This is a genomic window from Oryzisolibacter propanilivorax (genome assembly GCF_900103645.1).
In the GTDB taxonomy this organism is placed as follows: Bacteria; Pseudomonadota; Gammaproteobacteria; order Burkholderiales; family Burkholderiaceae_C; genus Melaminivora; species Melaminivora propanilivorax.
In genome coordinates this window covers 381,180-398,453 of record NZ_FNHP01000003.1, presented here as the reverse complement: position 1 = coordinate 398,453, position 17,274 = coordinate 381,180, and the positions used below count along the sequence as shown (strand labels likewise).

The 17,274-nt window shown below is 69.3% G+C and carries 15 protein-coding genes; 7 read left to right on the top strand and 8 right to left on the bottom strand.

What is annotated here, in order from left to right; translation table 11 throughout:
• The first annotated feature begins 1 nt into the window (after position 1).
• From BLQ61_RS07365 to BLQ61_RS07335, 7 genes are all read left to right on the top strand, one after another.
• Positions 2-625 (top strand): hypothetical protein, encoded by a 624-nt coding sequence (locus BLQ61_RS07365; protein ID WP_091568435.1) that lies wholly within the window; start codon positions 2-4, stop codon positions 623-625.
• Positions 622-1,179: a TlpA disulfide reductase family protein gene (locus BLQ61_RS07360; RefSeq protein WP_091568432.1), complete on the top strand. Its 558-nt coding sequence runs from the start codon at positions 622-624 to the stop codon at positions 1,177-1,179. Before BLQ61_RS07365 ends, BLQ61_RS07360 begins: the two co-directional genes overlap by 4 nt.
• Before the next feature lie 118 nt (positions 1,180-1,297).
• Complete coding sequence (accB, locus tag BLQ61_RS07355; protein WP_091568428.1) at positions 1,298-1,765, top strand: acetyl-CoA carboxylase biotin carboxyl carrier protein; 468 nt, start codon at positions 1,298-1,300, stop codon at positions 1,763-1,765.
• Positions 1,766-2,042: 277 nt separating this feature from the next.
• Complete coding sequence (gene accC / locus BLQ61_RS07350) at positions 2,043-3,392, top strand: acetyl-CoA carboxylase biotin carboxylase subunit (protein WP_091568425.1); 1,350 nt, start codon at positions 2,043-2,045, stop codon at positions 3,390-3,392.
• A 100-nt stretch (positions 3,393-3,492) separates the two neighbouring features.
• Positions 3,493-4,380 (top strand): 50S ribosomal protein L11 methyltransferase, encoded by an 888-nt coding sequence (gene prmA, locus BLQ61_RS07345; RefSeq protein ID WP_091568423.1) that lies wholly within the window; start codon positions 3,493-3,495, stop codon positions 4,378-4,380.
• Between the two features lie 46 nt (positions 4,381-4,426).
• Entirely contained in the window at positions 4,427-5,944 is a 1,518-nt protein-coding gene (locus BLQ61_RS07340) for a zinc-ribbon and DUF3426 domain-containing protein (RefSeq protein ID WP_091568420.1), read from the top strand.
• A 96-nt stretch (positions 5,945-6,040) separates the two neighbouring features.
• On the top strand, positions 6,041-6,943 hold the full coding sequence (locus BLQ61_RS07335; RefSeq protein WP_091568417.1) for a carbohydrate kinase family protein: 903 nt from the start codon (positions 6,041-6,043) through the stop codon (positions 6,941-6,943).
• A 179-nt stretch (positions 6,944-7,122) separates the two neighbouring features.
• On the opposite strand, the gene BLQ61_RS07330 is transcribed toward BLQ61_RS07335, so the two are convergent.
• The 8 genes from BLQ61_RS07330 to BLQ61_RS07295 all read right to left on the bottom strand — a co-directional run bounded on the left by BLQ61_RS07330 (position 7,123) and on the right by BLQ61_RS07295 (position 17,268).
• Positions 7,123-7,968, bottom strand: coding sequence for a hypothetical protein (locus BLQ61_RS07330; RefSeq protein WP_091568658.1), 846 nt, complete (start codon positions 7,966-7,968; stop codon positions 7,123-7,125).
• A 188-nt stretch (positions 7,969-8,156) separates the two neighbouring features.
• Complete coding sequence (locus BLQ61_RS07325; protein ID WP_091568415.1) at positions 8,157-9,287, bottom strand: ribonucleotide-diphosphate reductase subunit beta; 1,131 nt, start codon at positions 9,285-9,287, stop codon at positions 8,157-8,159.
• A 128-nt stretch (positions 9,288-9,415) separates the two neighbouring features.
• Complete coding sequence (locus BLQ61_RS07320; protein WP_091568656.1) at positions 9,416-12,250, bottom strand: ribonucleoside-diphosphate reductase subunit alpha; 2,835 nt, start codon at positions 12,248-12,250, stop codon at positions 9,416-9,418.
• 262 nt (positions 12,251-12,512) lie between these two features.
• On the bottom strand, positions 12,513-13,094 hold the full coding sequence (gene ampD, locus BLQ61_RS07315) for a 1,6-anhydro-N-acetylmuramyl-L-alanine amidase AmpD (RefSeq protein ID WP_091568412.1): 582 nt from the start codon (positions 13,092-13,094) through the stop codon (positions 12,513-12,515).
• Entirely contained in the window at positions 13,091-14,521 is a 1,431-nt protein-coding gene (locus BLQ61_RS07310; protein WP_091568409.1) for a sigma-54-dependent transcriptional regulator, read from the bottom strand. The genes ampD and BLQ61_RS07310 overlap by 4 nt, the downstream gene beginning before the upstream one ends.
• 16 nt (positions 14,522-14,537) lie before the next feature.
• The gene (locus BLQ61_RS07305; RefSeq protein WP_091568407.1) at positions 14,538-16,244 is read right to left on the bottom strand and encodes a sensor histidine kinase; all 1,707 of its coding nucleotides are present in this window, start codon (positions 16,242-16,244) and stop codon (positions 14,538-14,540) included.
• A gap of 6 nt (positions 16,245-16,250) precedes the next feature.
• A complete protein-coding gene (locus BLQ61_RS07300) occupies positions 16,251-16,466 on the bottom strand; it encodes a PP0621 family protein (RefSeq protein WP_091568404.1) in 216 nt (71 codons plus the stop codon).
• A gap of 4 nt (positions 16,467-16,470) precedes the next feature.
• Entirely contained in the window at positions 16,471-17,268 is a 798-nt protein-coding gene (locus BLQ61_RS07295; RefSeq protein WP_091568402.1) for a cytochrome C assembly family protein, read from the bottom strand.
• Positions 17,269-17,274 lie beyond the last annotated feature (6 nt).

Here is a 17,274-nt window from a genome sequence, read left to right as displayed (position 1 = left end):
CATGTCCAGCGCGCCCATCGCCCTCGAAATCGCCAACACCGCCGCCCGACTGTCCGTCGAGGAGGGGCTGGAGTGGGGCGCCGCCAAGCGCCGCGCCGTCAAGGAGCTCGGCCTGCCGGCGCGCACCGCGCTGCCCGACAACGACCTGGTCGAGGATGCCGTGCGCGCCTACATCGGCCTGTTCTGCGCCGACACCCAGCCCGCCGAGTTGCGCGCGCTGCGCCAGCTGGCGCTGACCTGGATGGAGCGGCTGCAGGCGTTCCGCCCGTATCTGGGCGGCGCCGTCTGGCATGGCACGGCCACGCGCCTGTCCGACATCCACCTCAGCCTGTTCTGCGACGACTGCAAGTCGGCCGAGATTGCCCTCATCAACCACGGCGTGGCCTATGAGCCGCGCACGGTGACCGGCTTTCGCGGCGAGCCGGTGGAGGTGCTCAGCCTGGGCAGCCGCTCGCCCGAGCTGGGCGAGGAAATCGGCGTGCATCTGCTGATCTACGATCTGGACGACCTGCGCGGCGCGCTGCGCCCCGATGCGCGCGGCCGCGCGCCACGCGGCGACGCGGCGGCGGTGCGCCGGCTGCTGAACTCGCCGGTCGAACCGGAACAAGGCCACGACTGTCCATGAACGACACCGCTTCCCCCTCCACCTTGCCGGCCGACGCCAGGCGCCGCCGCTGGCTGCTGCTGACCGGCGCCGCCGCCGGTCTGGCAGGTGCCGGCCTGGCGGCCTGGCGCCTGGCGCCGGCCCCGGCCGCGCCGGATGCCAGTGCGCAGCTGTGGTCCGCCAGCTTCGACGGACTGGACGGTCGGCCGTTGCGCATGGCGGATCTGCGCGGCCGACCGCTGCTGCTGAATTTCTGGGCCACCTGGTGCCCGCCGTGCGTGCAGGAGTTACCGCTGCTGAACCGCTTCCATGCCCGGCAGCAGGCGCGCGGCTGGAATCTGCTGGCCTTGGCCGTGGACCAGCAGGGCAATGTGGAGAAATTCCTGCAGCGCATGCCGCTGCAGTTCCCGGTGGCGCTGGCCGGCCTGGCCGGCTCCGACCTGAGCCGGGCCCTGGGCAACGAGCGCGGCGGGCTGCCGTTTAGCGTGCTGTTCGCCGCGGATGGCCGCATCTTGGAGCGTAAAATGGGCGAGCTGACCGAGCAGAACCTAGCTGACTGGTCGGCATTGGCCTAACAACTGGGTCTGCATCAAAAAACTTCCGGCAAATTACGACGGAATCGGCGCAGAACGGCGCCGATGCGTGAAATTGGGTTAAATTCGCGCACTTTCCGTTTCAGCCGATGGAGCTTCCATGGATTTGCGAAAACTCAAGACCCTGATCGACCTGGTCTCCGAGTCGAATGTTTCCGAACTCGAGATCACCGAGGCCGAGGGCAAGGTGCGCATCGTCAAGGCCGGTGCCACCGTGGTGCAGCAGGTCATGGCAGCGCCCATGCAGGCAATGGCCGCACCGGTCGCGGCCGCTGCGGCGCCCGTCACGGCCGCTACACCGGCCGAAGCGCCCGCTGCCCCGGCCGTACCCGCCGGCCACATGGTCAAGTCACCCATGGTCGGCACCTTCTACCGCGCTTCCAGCCCCGGTGCCAAGCCCTTCGTCGAGATCGGCAGCCAGGTCAAGGAAGGCGAAACCTTGTGCATCGTCGAGGCCATGAAGATTCTCAACGAGATCGAATCCGACAAGGCCGGCACGGTCACGCGCATCCTGGGCGAGAACGGCCAAGCGGTCGAATACGGGCAGCCGCTGTTCGTGATTGAGTGACAACCCCCTGAGCCGCCTGTGCGGCTTTCCCCTTCTCTCGCAATGCCACACGTTGCGCAAAAGGGGAACGACGCAGATGACCTGGCCTTAACCAGGTCCCCAGCGTCTGCTGGCCTACGGTGCGCCAGTTCTTAGGTTGCGCGGCGCTGGGCGCCATGGAAAATCCATATGTTTAAGAAGATTCTGGTTGCCCATCGCGGCGTTCCTGCCGCAGGCAGGGCGGAGCAAATCGCACTGGCGCGCGCCAGCGCGTGGGCGATGAGCCGCGGGAGAGCCCATGTTTAAGAAGATTCTGGTCGCCAACCGCGGCGAAATCGCCCTGCGCATCCAGCGCGCCTGTCGCGAGCTGGGCATCAAGGCCGTGATGGTCTATTCCGAAGCCGACCGCGACGCCAAGTACGTCAAGCTGGCCGACGAGGCGGTGTGCATCGGCCCGGCGCCCTCGCCGCTGTCCTACCTGAACATGCCGGCCATCATCTCGGCCGCCGAGGTGACCGACGCCGAGGCCATCCACCCAGGCTATGGCTTCCTGGCCGAGAACGCCGACTTCGCCGAGCGCGTGGAAAAGAGCGGCTTTCAGTTCATCGGCCCGACGCCGGAGTCCATCCGCATCATGGGCGACAAGGTCTCGGCCAAGCAGGCCATGATCCGTGCCGGCGTGCCCTGCGTGCCGGGCTCGGAGGGTGAGCTGCCCGACGACCCGGTGCAGATCCGGCGCATCGCGCGCGGCATCGGCTATCCCGTCATCATCAAGGCCGCTGGCGGCGGCGGCGGGCGCGGCATGCGCGTGGTGCACACCGAGGCGGCGCTGGTCAACGCGGTGCAGATGACCAAGGCCGAGGCCACCGCGGCCTTTGGCAACCCGGCCGTCTACATGGAAAAGTTCCTGCAGAACCCGCGCCATATCGAGATCCAGATCCTGGCCGACAAGTTCAAGAACGTCGTGTATCTGGGCGAGCGCGACTGCTCGATGCAGCGGCGCCACCAGAAGGTGATCGAGGAGGCGCCGGCGCCCGGCATCCCGCGCAAGCTGATCGAGAGGATCGGCGAGCGCTGCGTGACGGCGTGCAAGAAGATCGGCTACCGCGGCGCGGGCACGTTCGAGTTCCTGTACGAGAACGGCGAGTTCTACTTCATCGAGATGAACACCCGCGTGCAGGTCGAGCACCCGGTGACCGAGTGGATCACCGGCGTGGACGTGGTGCGCACGCAGATCATGGTGGCGGCCGGCGAGAAGCTGCCCTTCACCCAGCGCCAGATCCAGATCCGTGGCCACGCCATCGAGTGCCGCATCAACGCCGAGGACCCGTACAAGTTCACCCCCTCGCCGGGCCGCATCACCAAGTGGCACGCGCCGGGCGGGCCGGGCGTGCGCGTGGACTCGCACGCCTACACCAACTACTACGTGCCGCCGAACTACGACTCGATGATCGGCAAGATCATCGTGCACGGCGACACGCGCGAGCAGGCGCTGGCGCGCATGCGCACGGCCCTGCTGGAGACTGTGATCGAGGGCATCAGCACCAACGTGCCGCTGCACAGCGAACTGATGGTGGACGCCAACTTCGTCGCCGGTGGCACCAACATCCACTATCTGGAAGAGTGGCTGGCGCAGCGCAAGCGCTAATACTGCGCGCTTCGCACCCCTGCCGCACGCTGGTGCCCGCATCGCGGGCGCCAGCTTTTTTGTTGCCCGATCGTCTGAACCCAAAACCGAAGGAAGCGCCATGTTCGAGCTGACCCTGCTGTGCCCCGAGGAGCGCGTGGACACCCTGAGCGAGGCCTTCGACGCGCTGGACGCGCTGAGCGTCTCGGTCGAGGACGCCGACGCGCAGACCGATGCCGAGCGCGCGCTGTTCGGCGAGCCGGGCATGCCCGCGCCGCGCGAGGCCTGGACGCGCAGCCGCATCACCGCGCTGTTCGCCACCCGCGCCGCGGCCGACGAGGCCGGCGCGCTGCTGGCGGCGCAGGACTTCTTCGCCGGCTGCGAGGTGCTGGGCGTGGCCGAGGTGCCCGAGCAGGACTGGGTGCGCCTGACGCAGTCGCAGTTCGAGCCGGTGCAGATCACCCCCGAGTTCTGGATCGTGCCCACCTGGCACGAGCCGCCAGCCGGCGCCGTGCAGACCCTCCGACTGGACCCCGGCATGGCCTTCGGCACCGGCACGCACCCGACCACGCGCATGTGCCTGCGCTGGATCGCCCGCCAGGGTGCCGCAACGCTGGGCCGGGTGCTGGACTACGGCTGCGGCTCGGGCATCCTGGCCATCGGCGCGGCCAAGTTCGGCGCCGCGCCGATCGATGCCGTGGACATCGATCCGGCCGCCGTGCAGGCCACGTTGGACAACGCCCTGGTCAACGACGTGCAGCTGGCCGCCGGGCTGCCCGAGCGCGCGCACGGCGTCTACCAGACCGTGTTGGCCAACATCCTGGCCACGCCGCTCAAGGTGCTGGCGCCGCTGCTGTGCGCGCACGTCGCCCAGGGCGGGCATCTGGTGCTGGCCGGCATCCTGGAGCGCCAGGCCGACGAGCTGAAGCAGGCCTACGCGCCCTGGCTGCCGCTGGAGGTGGCCGACAGCGAGGACGGCTGGATCCTGATGACTGCCGCACGCGGCTGAAGCCGCGCTCGGAGCGGCCCATTCCGCCGCCTAGAATCCCCGGCCGATGAGCCAGATCACCCGCTGCCCGCACTGCGACACCACCTTCCGCGTGGTGCCGGACCAGCTGCGCATTGCGGACGGCTGGGTGCGCTGCGGGCAGTGCAAGGAGGTGTTCGACGCCTGCCAGTCGCTGCACGATCCACAGGCGCAGGCAACCGCCGAGCAGGCGCCAATGCCGCCCGCTGGCCTGCCTGTGCCGCACCTCCCGCCGGCGCCGGTGCGCGCCACGCCGCCGCAGGCCGATGTCTGGCGCAGCGCGCGCGGCACGCCCGCCGGGCGGCCGATGCGCGCGGCGGCACCGGCGCTGCCGTGGTTCCTGCTGGCGCACGAGGCGGCCGCCGATGTGCCGCAGGAGCGGCAGCGGGCAGCTGGCCTGCTGGCCGCGCTGGACGGTGATGCGCCCGACCGGCCCCGGGAAATGCCGGAGCACCACGAGCCCGGCGACCCCATCGACGCGCAGCAGGACGGGCGCGACAGCAGCCAGGCAGACCATGAAATTGCCCAGGAGGCAGCACCGGCTCCGGTGACCGCCGCCGAGGCCTACGCCGACACCCAGCCGACCGGGGAGTTTCAGCCTGCCGCTGCAGACCCGCAGCCCACCGTGCCGGATCTGGAACTGGATCTGGAATTGCCGCCAGTGCCGGGCCAGCCGCCGGATGCTGGTGTGCCCGTGGATTTCGACGCCGAAGACGAGGCGGATATCGAAGCCGGTACGCCGGCCGTACCCGAACTGGAGCTGCCGGGCCGCATCGATATTCCGCCCGCGCCGGACGCCGTGGAGGCTTTTGCCGGGCTGGAGCATCTGGCGCAGGACGCGCAAGACCAGGAACCTGGCCAGCCGCTACCGGATACGCCCATGGCATCGCCCTTTCTGCGCCCGGCACGCAACCAGGTCGCCTGGCCTGAAGCGCGCGCCGCCGCACCCGACGACCGACTACCCGCCGATGTCGTGACCACGGCCGATATCGCACAGGCGTCGGCCGAGCCGCCTGAATCGCCCGAGCCGCATTTCGTGCGCCTGGCGCGGCGCAGCGAGTTCTGGCAGCAGCCGGCGGTGCGCGGCCTGCTGGCGCTGAGCAGCGCGGCCCTGGCCCTGCTGCTGGTGCTGCAGCTGGCGCTGCAGCAGCGCGACGCGCTGGCCGCGCGGCAGCCGGCGCTGCGCCCGCTGCTGCAGTTGCTGTGCGCACTGCCGGGATGCACGCTGGCGCCGCCGCGCGAGCCGGGGTCGGTGGTCATCGACAGCTCGTCATTCACGCGTGCGGCGGCGCCGGCGGATGGCTTCACGCTGCGCTTCGCGCTCAAGAACAATGCCGGCCATGGCGTGGCCATGCCGCTGGTCGAGCTGACGCTCACCGACAGCCAGGACCAGCCGGTGCTGCGCCGCGTGCTGCAGCCGCAGGCCGAACTGGGCGCGCCGCACGAGCTGGCCGCCGGCGCCGTCTGGAGCGGTGCCGCCGGCATGCAGCTGGCGCAGGATGCCCCGGAGATCGCCGGCTACCACCTGCTGGCCTTCTATCCGTGATCCCGGCCGCCAGCGGCATGGCCTGCGCGCCTGGCGCTCGCGGTGCGCCGTCTCCTTCCCGTCTTCTTTCAACCTGACCTTTTCGGACGCTTCGACATGGCAGCTCTCATCTGCGGTTCCCTGGCCTTTGACACCATCATGACCTTCGAGGGGCGCTTCGCCGAGCAGATCCTGCCCGAGCAGCTGCACATCCTGAACGTGTCCTTCCTGGTGCCCACGCTGCGGCGCGACTTCGGCGGCTGCGCCGGCAACATCGCCTACAGCCTGAAGCTGCTGGGCGGCGAGCCGCTGCCGGTGGCCATGCTGGGCAGCGACGGCGCCGACTACTTGGAGCGGCTGCGCCAGCTGGGCATCGACACGCGCCACGTGGGCCAGGCGGGCGACACCTACACCGCGCAGGCGATGATCATGACCGACCGCGACAATAACCAGATCACCGCCTTCCATCCCGGCGCCATGATGCACGCGCACCGCACCCGTATTGAAGCCGGCGGCGCGGCGCGCATCGGCATCATCGCGCCGGACGGGCGCACGGCGATGCTGGAGCATGCCGCGCAGTTCGCCGCCGCCGGCATTGCCTTCGTCTTCGACCCGGGCCAGGGCCTGCCGATGTTCGGCGGCGAGGAGCTGCGCGGCTTCATCGAACAAAGCGACTGGGTCACCGTGAACGACTACGAGGGCCGCATGCTGTGCGACCGCACCGGCTGGAGCCTGGCCGAGATATCGGAGCGTGTACGCGGCCTGGTGGTCACCCTGGGCGCCGAGGGTTGCGATGTCTGGGAGCAGGGGCAGAGCACGCGCGTGGCCCCGGTGCCTCCGGTCGAGGTGGTGGACCCAACGGGCTGCGGCGACGCCTGGCGCGGCGGCCTGCTCTACGGCCTGGAGCGCGGCTGGCCGCTGGCGCGCTGCGCTCAGCTCGGCAACCGCCTGGGCGCACTGAAGATCGCCCAGCGCGGCCCGCAGAACTACACCCTTGATTTCCATCCGGACGAGATCTGATTGCTATTGAAAATATAGCTGAAGGCCCTTCATGAGCAGGGGCTAGAGGTGTTTTTTGCTTGAAAAGGCAGCAGCGCAGACGGCTTTCTGCCGCAGTCTGGCGCGCCTGCTGCGGGCGTAAAAAAACCCGGTGCGCTGGCACCGGGTGGTGACAGGGGCGGCTTGCGCCACCCCGATTCTCAGGGCTTGTTGCCGGACGGAAAAGGCCAGGCTGCCTGCGGGTTGAGTGTGGTCTGCGCTGCCGGGGCGGCGGCCGGAGCGGTCGCCGGGGCAGTGCTCCTGGTGGCCTTGCCGTTGCCCGCGGCGCTCTTCTTGGTCGCTGCAGCCTTTTTGGCGGCCGGTGCCGGTGCCGCCGCAGCTTGCTTGGCTGTCGTGGCGCTGCCGGTTTTGGCGCTGGCGGTGGCCTTCTTGGCCGGCGCTGCAGCCTTGGCCGGAGCGGCCGCCTTTTGGGCTGCCGGGGCCTTCTTGGCGGTGGCCGTGGAGGCGGCCTTCTTTGCCGGAGCGGCGGCCTTCTTGGCTGCCGTGGTGCCGGTGGTCTTGGCGCTGGCGGCGGCCTTCTTGGCCGGCGTGGCAGCCTTCTTGGCAGATGCCGCGGCCTTGGCCGGAGCGGCCGCCTTTTGGGCTGCCGGGGCCTTCTTGGCGGTGGCCGTGGAGGCGGCCTTCTTTGCCGGAGCGGCGGCCTTCTTGGCTGCCGTGGTACCGGTGGTCTTGGCGCTGACGGCTGTCTTCTTGGCCGGCGCAGCAGCCTTCTTCGCTGGCGCGGCAGCCTTTTTGGCAGGTGCCGCGGCCTTGGCCGGAGCGGCCGCCTTCTTGGCCGGTGCAGCGGCCTTGGCGGAGGTGGCGGCGGCGGTCTTGCCGGCAGCTGCCTTCTTCACCGGCGCGGCTCTCTTGGCACTGGCGGCGGTGCCGGTGGCAGCGGCGCTGGCCGTGGTCTTCTTGGCTGCAGGTGCCTTGGCGGGCGCAGCGGCGGCCTTCTTGGCCGGTGCGGCTGCCTTGGCGGCAGCGGTCTTCTTCGCAGTTGCCATCATCTTCTCCTTCGGGTCGGTTGGCAGAGAGCATCCGCGGCCTGCATCGGGCCGGGAGTGATCCATGGCAACGATGCTTGCGTCCGCCACCACGAATGCGACAAAACGCCCCCCTGCCAGGGCGCGGGGCCGGCCGGGGCAGGGAAGGCGTGGGTGAAAGAGACCATGGCAGCCTGCGCGCTCAAGCGTCAATCCCAGGACAGTGCCCCGCCGGTCTGGTACTCGATGACGCGCGTCTCGAAGAAGTTGCGTTCCTTCTTCAGGTCGATCATCTCGCTCATCCAGGGGAAGGGGTTTTCTTCGTTGGGAAACAGCGCCTCCAGGCCGATCTGGGTGGCGCGGCGGTTGGCGATGTAGCGCAGGTAGCCCTTGAACATGGACGCGTTCATGCCCAGCACACCGCGCGGCATGGTGTCCTCGGCGTAGCGGTATTCCAGGTCCACGGCCTGGTGGAACAGCGCGGTGATCTCGGCCTTGAACGCGGTCGTCCACAGGTGCGGGTTCTCCAGCTTCAGCTGGTTGATCAGGTCAATACCGAAGTTGCAGTGCATCGACTCGTCGCGCAGGATGTACTGGTACTGCTCGGCCGCGCCGACCATCTTGTTCTGCCGGCCCAGCGCCAGGATCTGCGTGAAGCCGACGTAGAAGAACAGGCCTTCCATCAGGCAGGCAAAGACGATCAGGCTTTTGAGCAGCGTCTGGTCGGCCTCGGGCGTGCCGGTGACGAAGGCCGGGTCCATGATGGCGTCGATGAACGGGATCAGGAACTGATCCTTGTCGCGGATCGAGGCGATCTCGTTGTAGGCGTTGAAAATCTCGCCCTCGTCCAGGCCCAGCGACTCGACGATGTACTGGTAGGCGTGCGTGTGGATGGCTTCCTCGAACGCCTGGCGCAGCAGGAACTGGCGGCACTCGGGCGCAGTGATGTGGCGGTAGGTGCCCAGCACGATGTTGTTCGCCGCCAGCGAGTCGGCGGTGACGAAGAAGCCCAGGTTGCGCTTGACAATGCGCCGTTCGTCTTCGGTCAGGCCGTTCGGGTCCTTCCACAACGCGATGTCGCGCGTCATGTTGATTTCCTGCGGCATCCAGTGGTTGGCGCAAGTGGCCAGGTACTTTTCCCAGGCCCACTTGTACTTGAACGGTACCAGCTGGTTGACGTCGGTCTTGCCGTTGATGATGCGCTTGTCGACGGCCGACACGCGCCGGCTCTGCGGCGCCTCGGCGGCGGGCGCGCGCAGCTCCTGCGGGCTGCCCTGTTGCTGGCCGCCCTGCGAGAAATTTTGCGATGGGGTCTTGACTTCGTCGTCCCAGGTAAGCATGGCTTTTCCAGTGCTCCGATTATGGGAGCAGTGCTTCAAAAAGAAAAGCATCGAAGCGTTGCGCAGTGGTGCTTTTGTTGCATGTGCACTGGCTGGCGCGGCCTCGACGCGACGGATGTGCGCAGGGTTTACTGGCAGGCCTCGCAGCCTGGGTCGTCGATGGCGCAGAACTTCACGTCGGTGGCCGGCTCGGCGTCGGTGGGCACAGCGTTGAGCTGGCGCTTGTTCACAGTACTCATTTCCACATGCGTGGCGCTCTGTGTGCGCAGGTAATAGGTGGTCTTCAGGCCGCGCAGCCAGGCCAGTGTGTACGTGTCGTGCAGCTTCTTGCCCGAGGCGCCGGCCATGTAGATGTTCAGGCTCTGCGCCTGGTCGATCCACTTCTGGCGCCGCGCCGCGGCCTCGACCAGCCATGTGGGCTCGACTTCGAAGGCGGTGGCGTACAGCGCCTTCAACCCCTGCGGCACGCGGTCGATGGGTGCCAGCGAGCCCTTGAAGTGCTTCAGGTCCATGACCATCACATCGTCCCACAGGCCCAGACGCTTCAGGTCGCGCACCAAGTACTGGTTGACGACGGTGAACTCGCCCGACAGGTTGGACTTGACCGACAGGTTGCCGAACGAGGGTTCGATGGAGGCATCGACGCCGACGATGTTGGAGATGGTGGCGGTGGGGGCGATGGCCACGCAGTTGCTGTTGCGCATGCCGTGCTGCTTGATCTGTGCGCGCAGCGCGTCCCAGTCCAGACGCGTGCTGCGGTCCACCTCGACGTGGCCGCCGCGCTCGCGCGCCAGCAGCTCCAGCGAATCCAGCGGCAGGATGCCCTGCGACCACAGTGACCCTTCATAGCTGGAATACGTGCCGCGCTCGCGCGCCAGCTCGGTCGAGGCCTGGTAGGCGTAGTAGCAGATGGCTTCCATCGACTCATCGGCGAACCGCACCGCGGCATCGCTGGCGTAGGGTACGCGCAGCTCATACAGCGCGTCCTGAAAGCCCATCAGCCCGAGGCCCACCGGGCGGTGGCGGAGATTCGACTCGCGCGCCTTGTCCACGGCGTAGTAATTGATGTCGATGACGTTGTCCAGCATGCGCATGGCAGTGCCGATGGTACGGCGCAGCTTGTCGTGATCCAGCGCGCCGTCCTTCAGGTGGCGCGCCAGGTTCACTGAACCCAGGTTGCACACGGCGGTTTCGCTGTCGCTGGTGTTGAGCGTGATCTCGGTGCACAGGTTGGACGAGTGCACCACGCCCGCGTGCTGTTGCGGGCTGCGGATGTTGCACGGGTCCTTGAAGGTGATCCAGGGATGGCCGGTCTCGAACAGCATCGACAGCATCTTGCGCCACAGGTCCACCGCCGGCACGCGCTTGAAGAGCTTCAGCTCGCCGCTGTCGGCCTTCGCCTCATAGGCGGTGTAGGCGCGCTCGAAGGCCTGGCCGACCAGGTCGTGTAGGTCGGGCACGTCGGAGGGCGAGAATAGCGTCCACTGGCCCTTGTCCAGCACGCGCTTCATGAACAGGTCCGGGATCCAGTTGGCGGTGTTCATGTCGTGCGTGCGCCGGCGGTCGTCGCCGGTGTTCTTGCGCAGCTCCAGGAACTCCTCGATGTCGAGGTGCCAAGTCTCCAGGTAGGTGCAGACGGCGCCCTTGCGCTTGCCGCCCTGGTTCACTGCTACAGCGGTGTCGTTCACCACCTTCAGGAACGGCACCACGCCCTGCGATTCACCGTTCGTGCCCTTGATGCGCGCGCCCAGGGCGCGCACGCGCGTCCAGTCGTTGCCCAGGCCGCCGGCGAACTTGGACAGCAGGGCGTTTTCCTTGATGGACTCGTAGATGCCCTCCAGGTGGTCGGGCACGGTGGTCAGGTAGCACGACGACAGCTGTGAGCGCAGCGTGCCGCTGTTGAACAGCGTCGGGGTGCTGCTCATGAAGTCGAACGACGACAGCAGCTCGTAGAACTCGATGGCGCGGGCCGTGCCCGTGGTCTTCGGGTCTCCCTCCTTCAGCGCCAGGCCCATGGCCACGCGCATGAAGAACGACTGCGGCAACTCGATGCGGGTCTTGTCGATGTGCAGGAAATAGCGGTCGTACAGCGTCTGCAGGCCGAGATAGTCGAACTGCTGGTCGCGCTGCGGCTGCAGCGCCGCGGCCAGGCGCTCCAGGTCGAACTCCAGCAGCGCCGGATTCATCAGCTCGTGCTCCACGCCCTGGCTCACGAACAGCGGGAAGTGCGCGGCGTAGGCGGTCTGCATGTCGGCCGGCGCCACGTCGCGGCCCAGCACCTCGCGCACGATGGTGTGCAGCAGCAGGCGTGCGGTGGCATGGGTGTAGCCGGGGTCTTTCTCGATCAGCGTGCGTGCCGCCAGGATGGCGGCCTTGTAGACCTCCTCCATCGGCACGCCGTCATACAGGTTGCGCAGTGTCTCAGTGGCGATCGGCGCGGCCTGCACTTCCTGCCCCAGGTCCGTGCAGGCGGACTCGATCAACGCCTGCAGGCGCAGCACGTCCAGTTCCACGCGCTGGCCGCCTTCCTGCACGAACAGCGCCGGCATCTGCGGCATCAGTTCTTCCTTGCGCTGCGCGCGCTCCTGCGCCCGGCGCTCGCGATACAGCACATAGGCGCGCGCCACCTCGTGGTGGCCGCCGCGCATCAGACCTAGCTCGACCTGGTCCTGTACGTCCTCGATGTGGAAGGTGCCGCCCGCCGGGCGCGAGCGCTGCAGCGCGCGCACCACGGCCTGCGTCAGGTCGTCCACGATCTCGCGCACGCTGGCCGAGGCCGCGCCCTGCGCGCCGCGCACCGCCAGGAAGGCCTTCATCATCGCCACGGCGATCTTCTGCGGCTCGAACGGCACCACCGCGCCGTTGCGTCGGATGAGCTGGTAATGGCTGAGTGCAGGCTCATGCCCGGCCTCGGCGCCCAAATGCGGACGTGCGGACGGAGACAGGGGAGATGCGACTTGCATGGTGGCTTCCTTTGGGTGTTCGGGACGGGCGCGCGGCACGGCGGGCAGGTGCCGCACGACGGCGTCGGGCTGCGAAAAGCTCCAGGCACTGCCTGTGCCAGGACGCTATATCTGGTGTGTTGCGATAGTTTAGAACACTATAGGTAGTGCCCTGGCGAATCAAGCGGCGAAAAGCTGCGGGACAGCGCGACGCGGCATGCGCTTACAGCGGGGTGTGGTATGGACGCCTTCGGTCAGGCGCGAGCGCCGGACCGTGAGCCGGTCAGATGCCCGGCGGAAACAGCACGCCGCGGCCTGCCATTGGCCGCGTCAGGCGCGGCCAGTTGAAGCCGGCGCCGGGGTCATGCTTGCGCGCCGGGGCGATGTGCTCGTGCCCGGCGATGAAGCGCACCGGGTGGCGCGCCAGCAGCGCCGTGCACAGCTCCAGCAGCGCCGCATACTGCGGCTCCTCGAAGGCCAGGCCCTCCAGGCCTTCGAGCTCGATGCCGATGGAATCGTCGTTGCAGCTGCCGCGTCCGCGGTAGTGCGACCGGCCGGCGTGCCAGGCGCGCCGCTGCACGTCCACGAACTGCCACAGCTGTCCAGTGCGTTCGATGAAGAAGTGGCTGGAGACCTGCAGGCCACGGATCGTGCGGAAATAGGGATGCGCGTCCCAGTCGAGCCGGTTGGTGAACAGCTGCTGTACCTGGCCGCCGCCATACTCGCCCGGTGGCAGGCTGATGGAGTGCAGCACCAGCAGGTCCACCTCGGCTCCCGGTGGCCGGGGGCCGTGGTTGGGCGAGAGCAGGGCGCGCGCCGCGTGCAGCCAGCCCCCGTTCCAGGCGGCGCGAGCAGCGGCCTTCATGCCTCGGGCATATCGCCGTCGCTCGGCACGGCGATGCCCAGGCGCGCGATGCGGTAGCGGATCTGGCGCAGGCTGATGCCCAGACGCGCGGCGGCGGCGGTGCGGTTGAAGCCGGTGTCGTGCAGCGCACGGGTCAGAATTTCGCGCTCGCGCTGGTCCAGCCAGCTCTGCAGGTCGCTGGGCAGGGGCGCCTTGCCCGCCACAGCGTCAGGCGCGCCTGCAGGTTCCAGCCCGCCGGTGGCGGTGTCCTGGTCCAGCTGCAGTTCATCGCCATCGTTCAGCGCCACCGCGCGGTGCAGCAGGTTTTCCAGCTCGCGTACGTTGCCGCTCAAGGGGTGGCGCGCCAGTTGCTCCAGGGCGTGCGCCGACAGTGCCGGCACCGGCAGGCCGCTGTCGTGGGCGATGCGCGCGAGCAGTGCGGCGCTGAGCGCCGGCAGATCGTCGCGGCGCTCGCGCAGCGGGGGGATCAGCAGCTCGATCACGTTCAGCCGGTAATACAGGTCCTGGCGGAAGCGCCCGGCCTGCACGTCGGCGGCCAGGTCGCGGTGCGTGGCGCTGACGATGCGCACGTCCACCGTCTCCTCCTGCGTCGAGCCCAGCGAGCGCACGCTGCGCTCCTGGATGGCGCGCAGCAGCTTGGATTGCATCGAGAGCGGCAGGTCGCCAATCTCGTCCAGGAACAGCGTGCCGCCGCGCGCCGCCTGGAAATAGCCCTCGCGGTCGTGGCTGGCGCCGGTATAGGAGCCCTTGCGCGCGCCGAAGAACTCGGCCTCCAGCAGGTTCTCGGGGATGGCGCCGCAGTTCACCGCCACCAGCGGCCCGCCGGCGCGCTGGCTGCTCGTGTGCAGCGCACGCGCCACCAGCTCCTTGCCGGTGCCCGATTCGCCCCGGATCAGCACCGGCGCCATGCTGCCCGCCACCTTGGCGATGCGCTGCTTGAGCGCGCGCATGACGCCGGATTCGCCCACCAGCCGCTGCAGCGCCTGGTCCTGTTCCGGCGCTGCAGACCGCTCGCCCACGGCGGCGGGGCGGCGCGGCGCGGGCGCGGCGCCGCCGATGCCCTGCACCGCCGAGGCCACCACCGCGCGGAACTGCTTCAGGTCCACCGGCTTGGTCAGGTAGTCGAAGGCGCCGGCGCGCAGCGCCTCGACCGCGTTCTCGGCCGATCCATAGGCGGTCATGACCACGCAGCGCTCGCGCCGCTGCTGCTCGCGCAACTCGTGCAGCAGCTCCATGCCGAATCCGTCGGGCAGGCGCATGTCGGTGATCACTGCGTCGAAGCGCCGGGCCTGCAGCTGGGCGCGGCCCTCGGCCACGCTGGCGGCGGTCTCCACGCGGTAGCCCTCGCGCAGCAGGGTCAGCTCGTACAGCGTGCGCAGGTCGGGTTCGTCGTCGACGACCAGGATGGATGCGGCTTTGTCGGTCATGCGGGCGGGGCGGTCCTCATGCGCCGATTGTGTCAAACCCGGATGGCGGCGCCGTGTCCGTGGCGCTGGCCCTGTCCCGGGCGAACAGCACCGTGAAGGCGTTGCCGGCTACCTCGCCGCGCGCCAGCTGCCGGCTGGCGCGCTGGTAGTGGATGCTGGCGCGCCAGCGCCGGCACAGCTCGCGGCAGATGTACAGGCCCAGGCCGCTGGAGCGGCTCTCCGACGAGAAGAACGGCTCGAACAGGTGGCGCTCGACGCTGGCGTCCAGCGGTGCGCCGTCGCTCCAGACCTGCACTCCGGCGCGCCCGCTGGGCGTGATGCGGGTGGACAGGCACAGCGCATCGGCGTGCGGGCCGCGGTAGCGCTGGGCATTGTCCAGCAGGTTGACCAGCACGCGCCGCAGGTGCTCGGGGTCGAAGGCCGCCCACGCGCCCGGGGCTTCAAGCGCCAGCAGACCCTGGCGCGTGGCCGGGTCGTGTGCCTGCCAGTCGGCCCAGACCTGGCGCACCGTGGCGTCCAGTTCCATCCGCGGTGCCGTCGGGGCGTTATCGGACTGGTGCACGCGCGCCACGTCCAGCACATCCTCGGTGATGCGCACCAGGCGCTCGGTGTTGGTGCGCACCATGCGGTTCAGGCGCAGGTGCACCGGGTCATGCAGGTCTTCTTCCAGTAGCTGGCTGGCCTGGGAGATCGCCGCCAGCGGGTTGCGGATCTCGTGCGCTACGGCGGCGGACATGCGGCCCATGGCGGCCAGCTTCTCGGTGCGCAGGCGGGCCTGCATCTCGCGCAGGTCGTGCAGGAATACCACGCACAGGGCCTCCTCGTCGTCCTCGGCACGCGCGGCCCGCGTGTGCGTGGGCCAGCTGCGCAGGCGCAGCGCCATGGGCGGCTGGCCATGCTGCTCCACGCTCACGTCTACCGTCTGCGGCAGCTGCAGCGCGAAGGTCTCGCGCGCCATGGTCAGCAGTGCCGCCCAGGGCCCGTCCGGTGCCAGCGCGAACGGCACGCCCGGGCTGGCGTGCGGGCCGAACAGCAGCAGTGCCGCCGGGTTGGCCAGGCGCACCACGCCTGCCACGTCCAGCACCAGCACGCCATCGGCGACGTGCTGCATCACCAGCGCGCTGATGGCGCGCTGGGTGCGTGCATCGACCTGGCTCAGCTGCGCTACCTTCTGCTCGCTGATCAGGCGCGCGGCCAGCTGATGCGTGAGGTAGGCGACGACGAAATAGCCGCTGCCGGTCAGCGCTGCCTGCAGGTACTGCATGGTGCTGTCGCTGCCGCCCTGCCACACCGTCCACGCCAGCAGCAGCAGCGTGACTCCGGCCGCCGTGCCCAGCGCCAGGGTCAGCGTGCCCAGCACCGAGGCCAGCAGCAGCGGCAGGCCGAAGAGCGGCGTGAAGTTGATCGCCCCCGCCGGCTGCAGCGCCTGCAGCGTGGCGATCAGCAGCACATCCACGCCGATGGAGGGCAGCCAGTGCAGGCCAGGCTGCGGCGCCGGCGGTGCGCGCCCGGCCAGCACGCGCAGCAGCACGGTGGCCACCACATAGGCCAGCGCGCAGGAGGGCAGCAGCGCATGACCGGCCTGCCCCATGGCCGCGCCCAGCAGCAGCAGCGCTAGCAGCGCCAGGGCGACCAGCACGCGGGCCGTCAGAAAACCCTGCCACAGGCGCAGGAAGGCAGGGGCGACCGGACGGCCGGAGGAAAGCGGAGCCGCGCGCGGCATGGCGCCTCAGCCCGCGCGCCGGTGCGCCTCGCAGCAGTAGCTGCGCCCATCGTGCTGCAGCGCCTGCGACTGCGGCAGGTGCACGCCGCAGTGCGCGCAGCGCACCATGGGTTCTGGCGGCTGGATGTGCGGCGGCGCCGGCGGGCGTGGCGGCAGCGGTCGCTGGCTGCGCCAGATGGCATAGACGACGGCCAGCACCGCCAGCAGCACCAGGTACTTCATTGCATCAACCCAGGCGCTCCAGCACCACTTCCATGACGAAGCGCGAGCCGGCATAGGCCAGCAGCAGCAGCACCGCGCCGGCATACAGCACCCGCACCGCCCTCCGTCCGCGCCAGCCGAAGCGCGCACGCCCCAGCAGCAGCACGGCGAAGGTGATCCAGGCCAGCAGCGAGAACACCGCCTTGTGGTCCCAGCGCCAGGCGCGGCCGTACAGCACCTCGCCGAACAGCCAGCCCGCCACCAGCGTCGCCGACAGCAGCAGGAAGCCGGCGCCGACGAAGCGGAAAGTCAGGCGCTCCAGCGTGAGCAGCGGCAGCGTGGTGGACAGGTCCGCCGCCAAGCGGATCTGGCGCTCGGCGCGACCCATCAGCCAGGCGTGGATGACGGCCGCGGCAAACAGGCCGTAGCAGGCGATGCCCAGCGTCAGGTGCAGCGCCAGCCAGGGCGAGGCCGACACATGCAGCGCTCGGCCGGGAAACACCGCCGCCAGCAGCACCGCCAGCGCGCCCAGCGCGCCCAGCACAGCGCGCGCGCGCATCTGGGGAAACAGCTGGTGCTCGACCGCGTAGGCCGTGAGCACCAGCCAGGCGGTCATTGACAGCGCCGGCGCGAAGCCGAAGTGCGGCGCATGGCCGACCAGCCCCCACGCCAGCGCGGCGGCGTGCAGCACCCAGGCCGGGGCCATGGCCCACAGGTGCCGCCGGGCGCCGGGGCGCGCGGCCGCGGCCGCGCCCAAGGCATAGGCCAGTGCGGCAGCGGCGGCCAGTAGCCAGCCGGCCAGGGGGGCGCCGGGTAAACTCATGGGTTC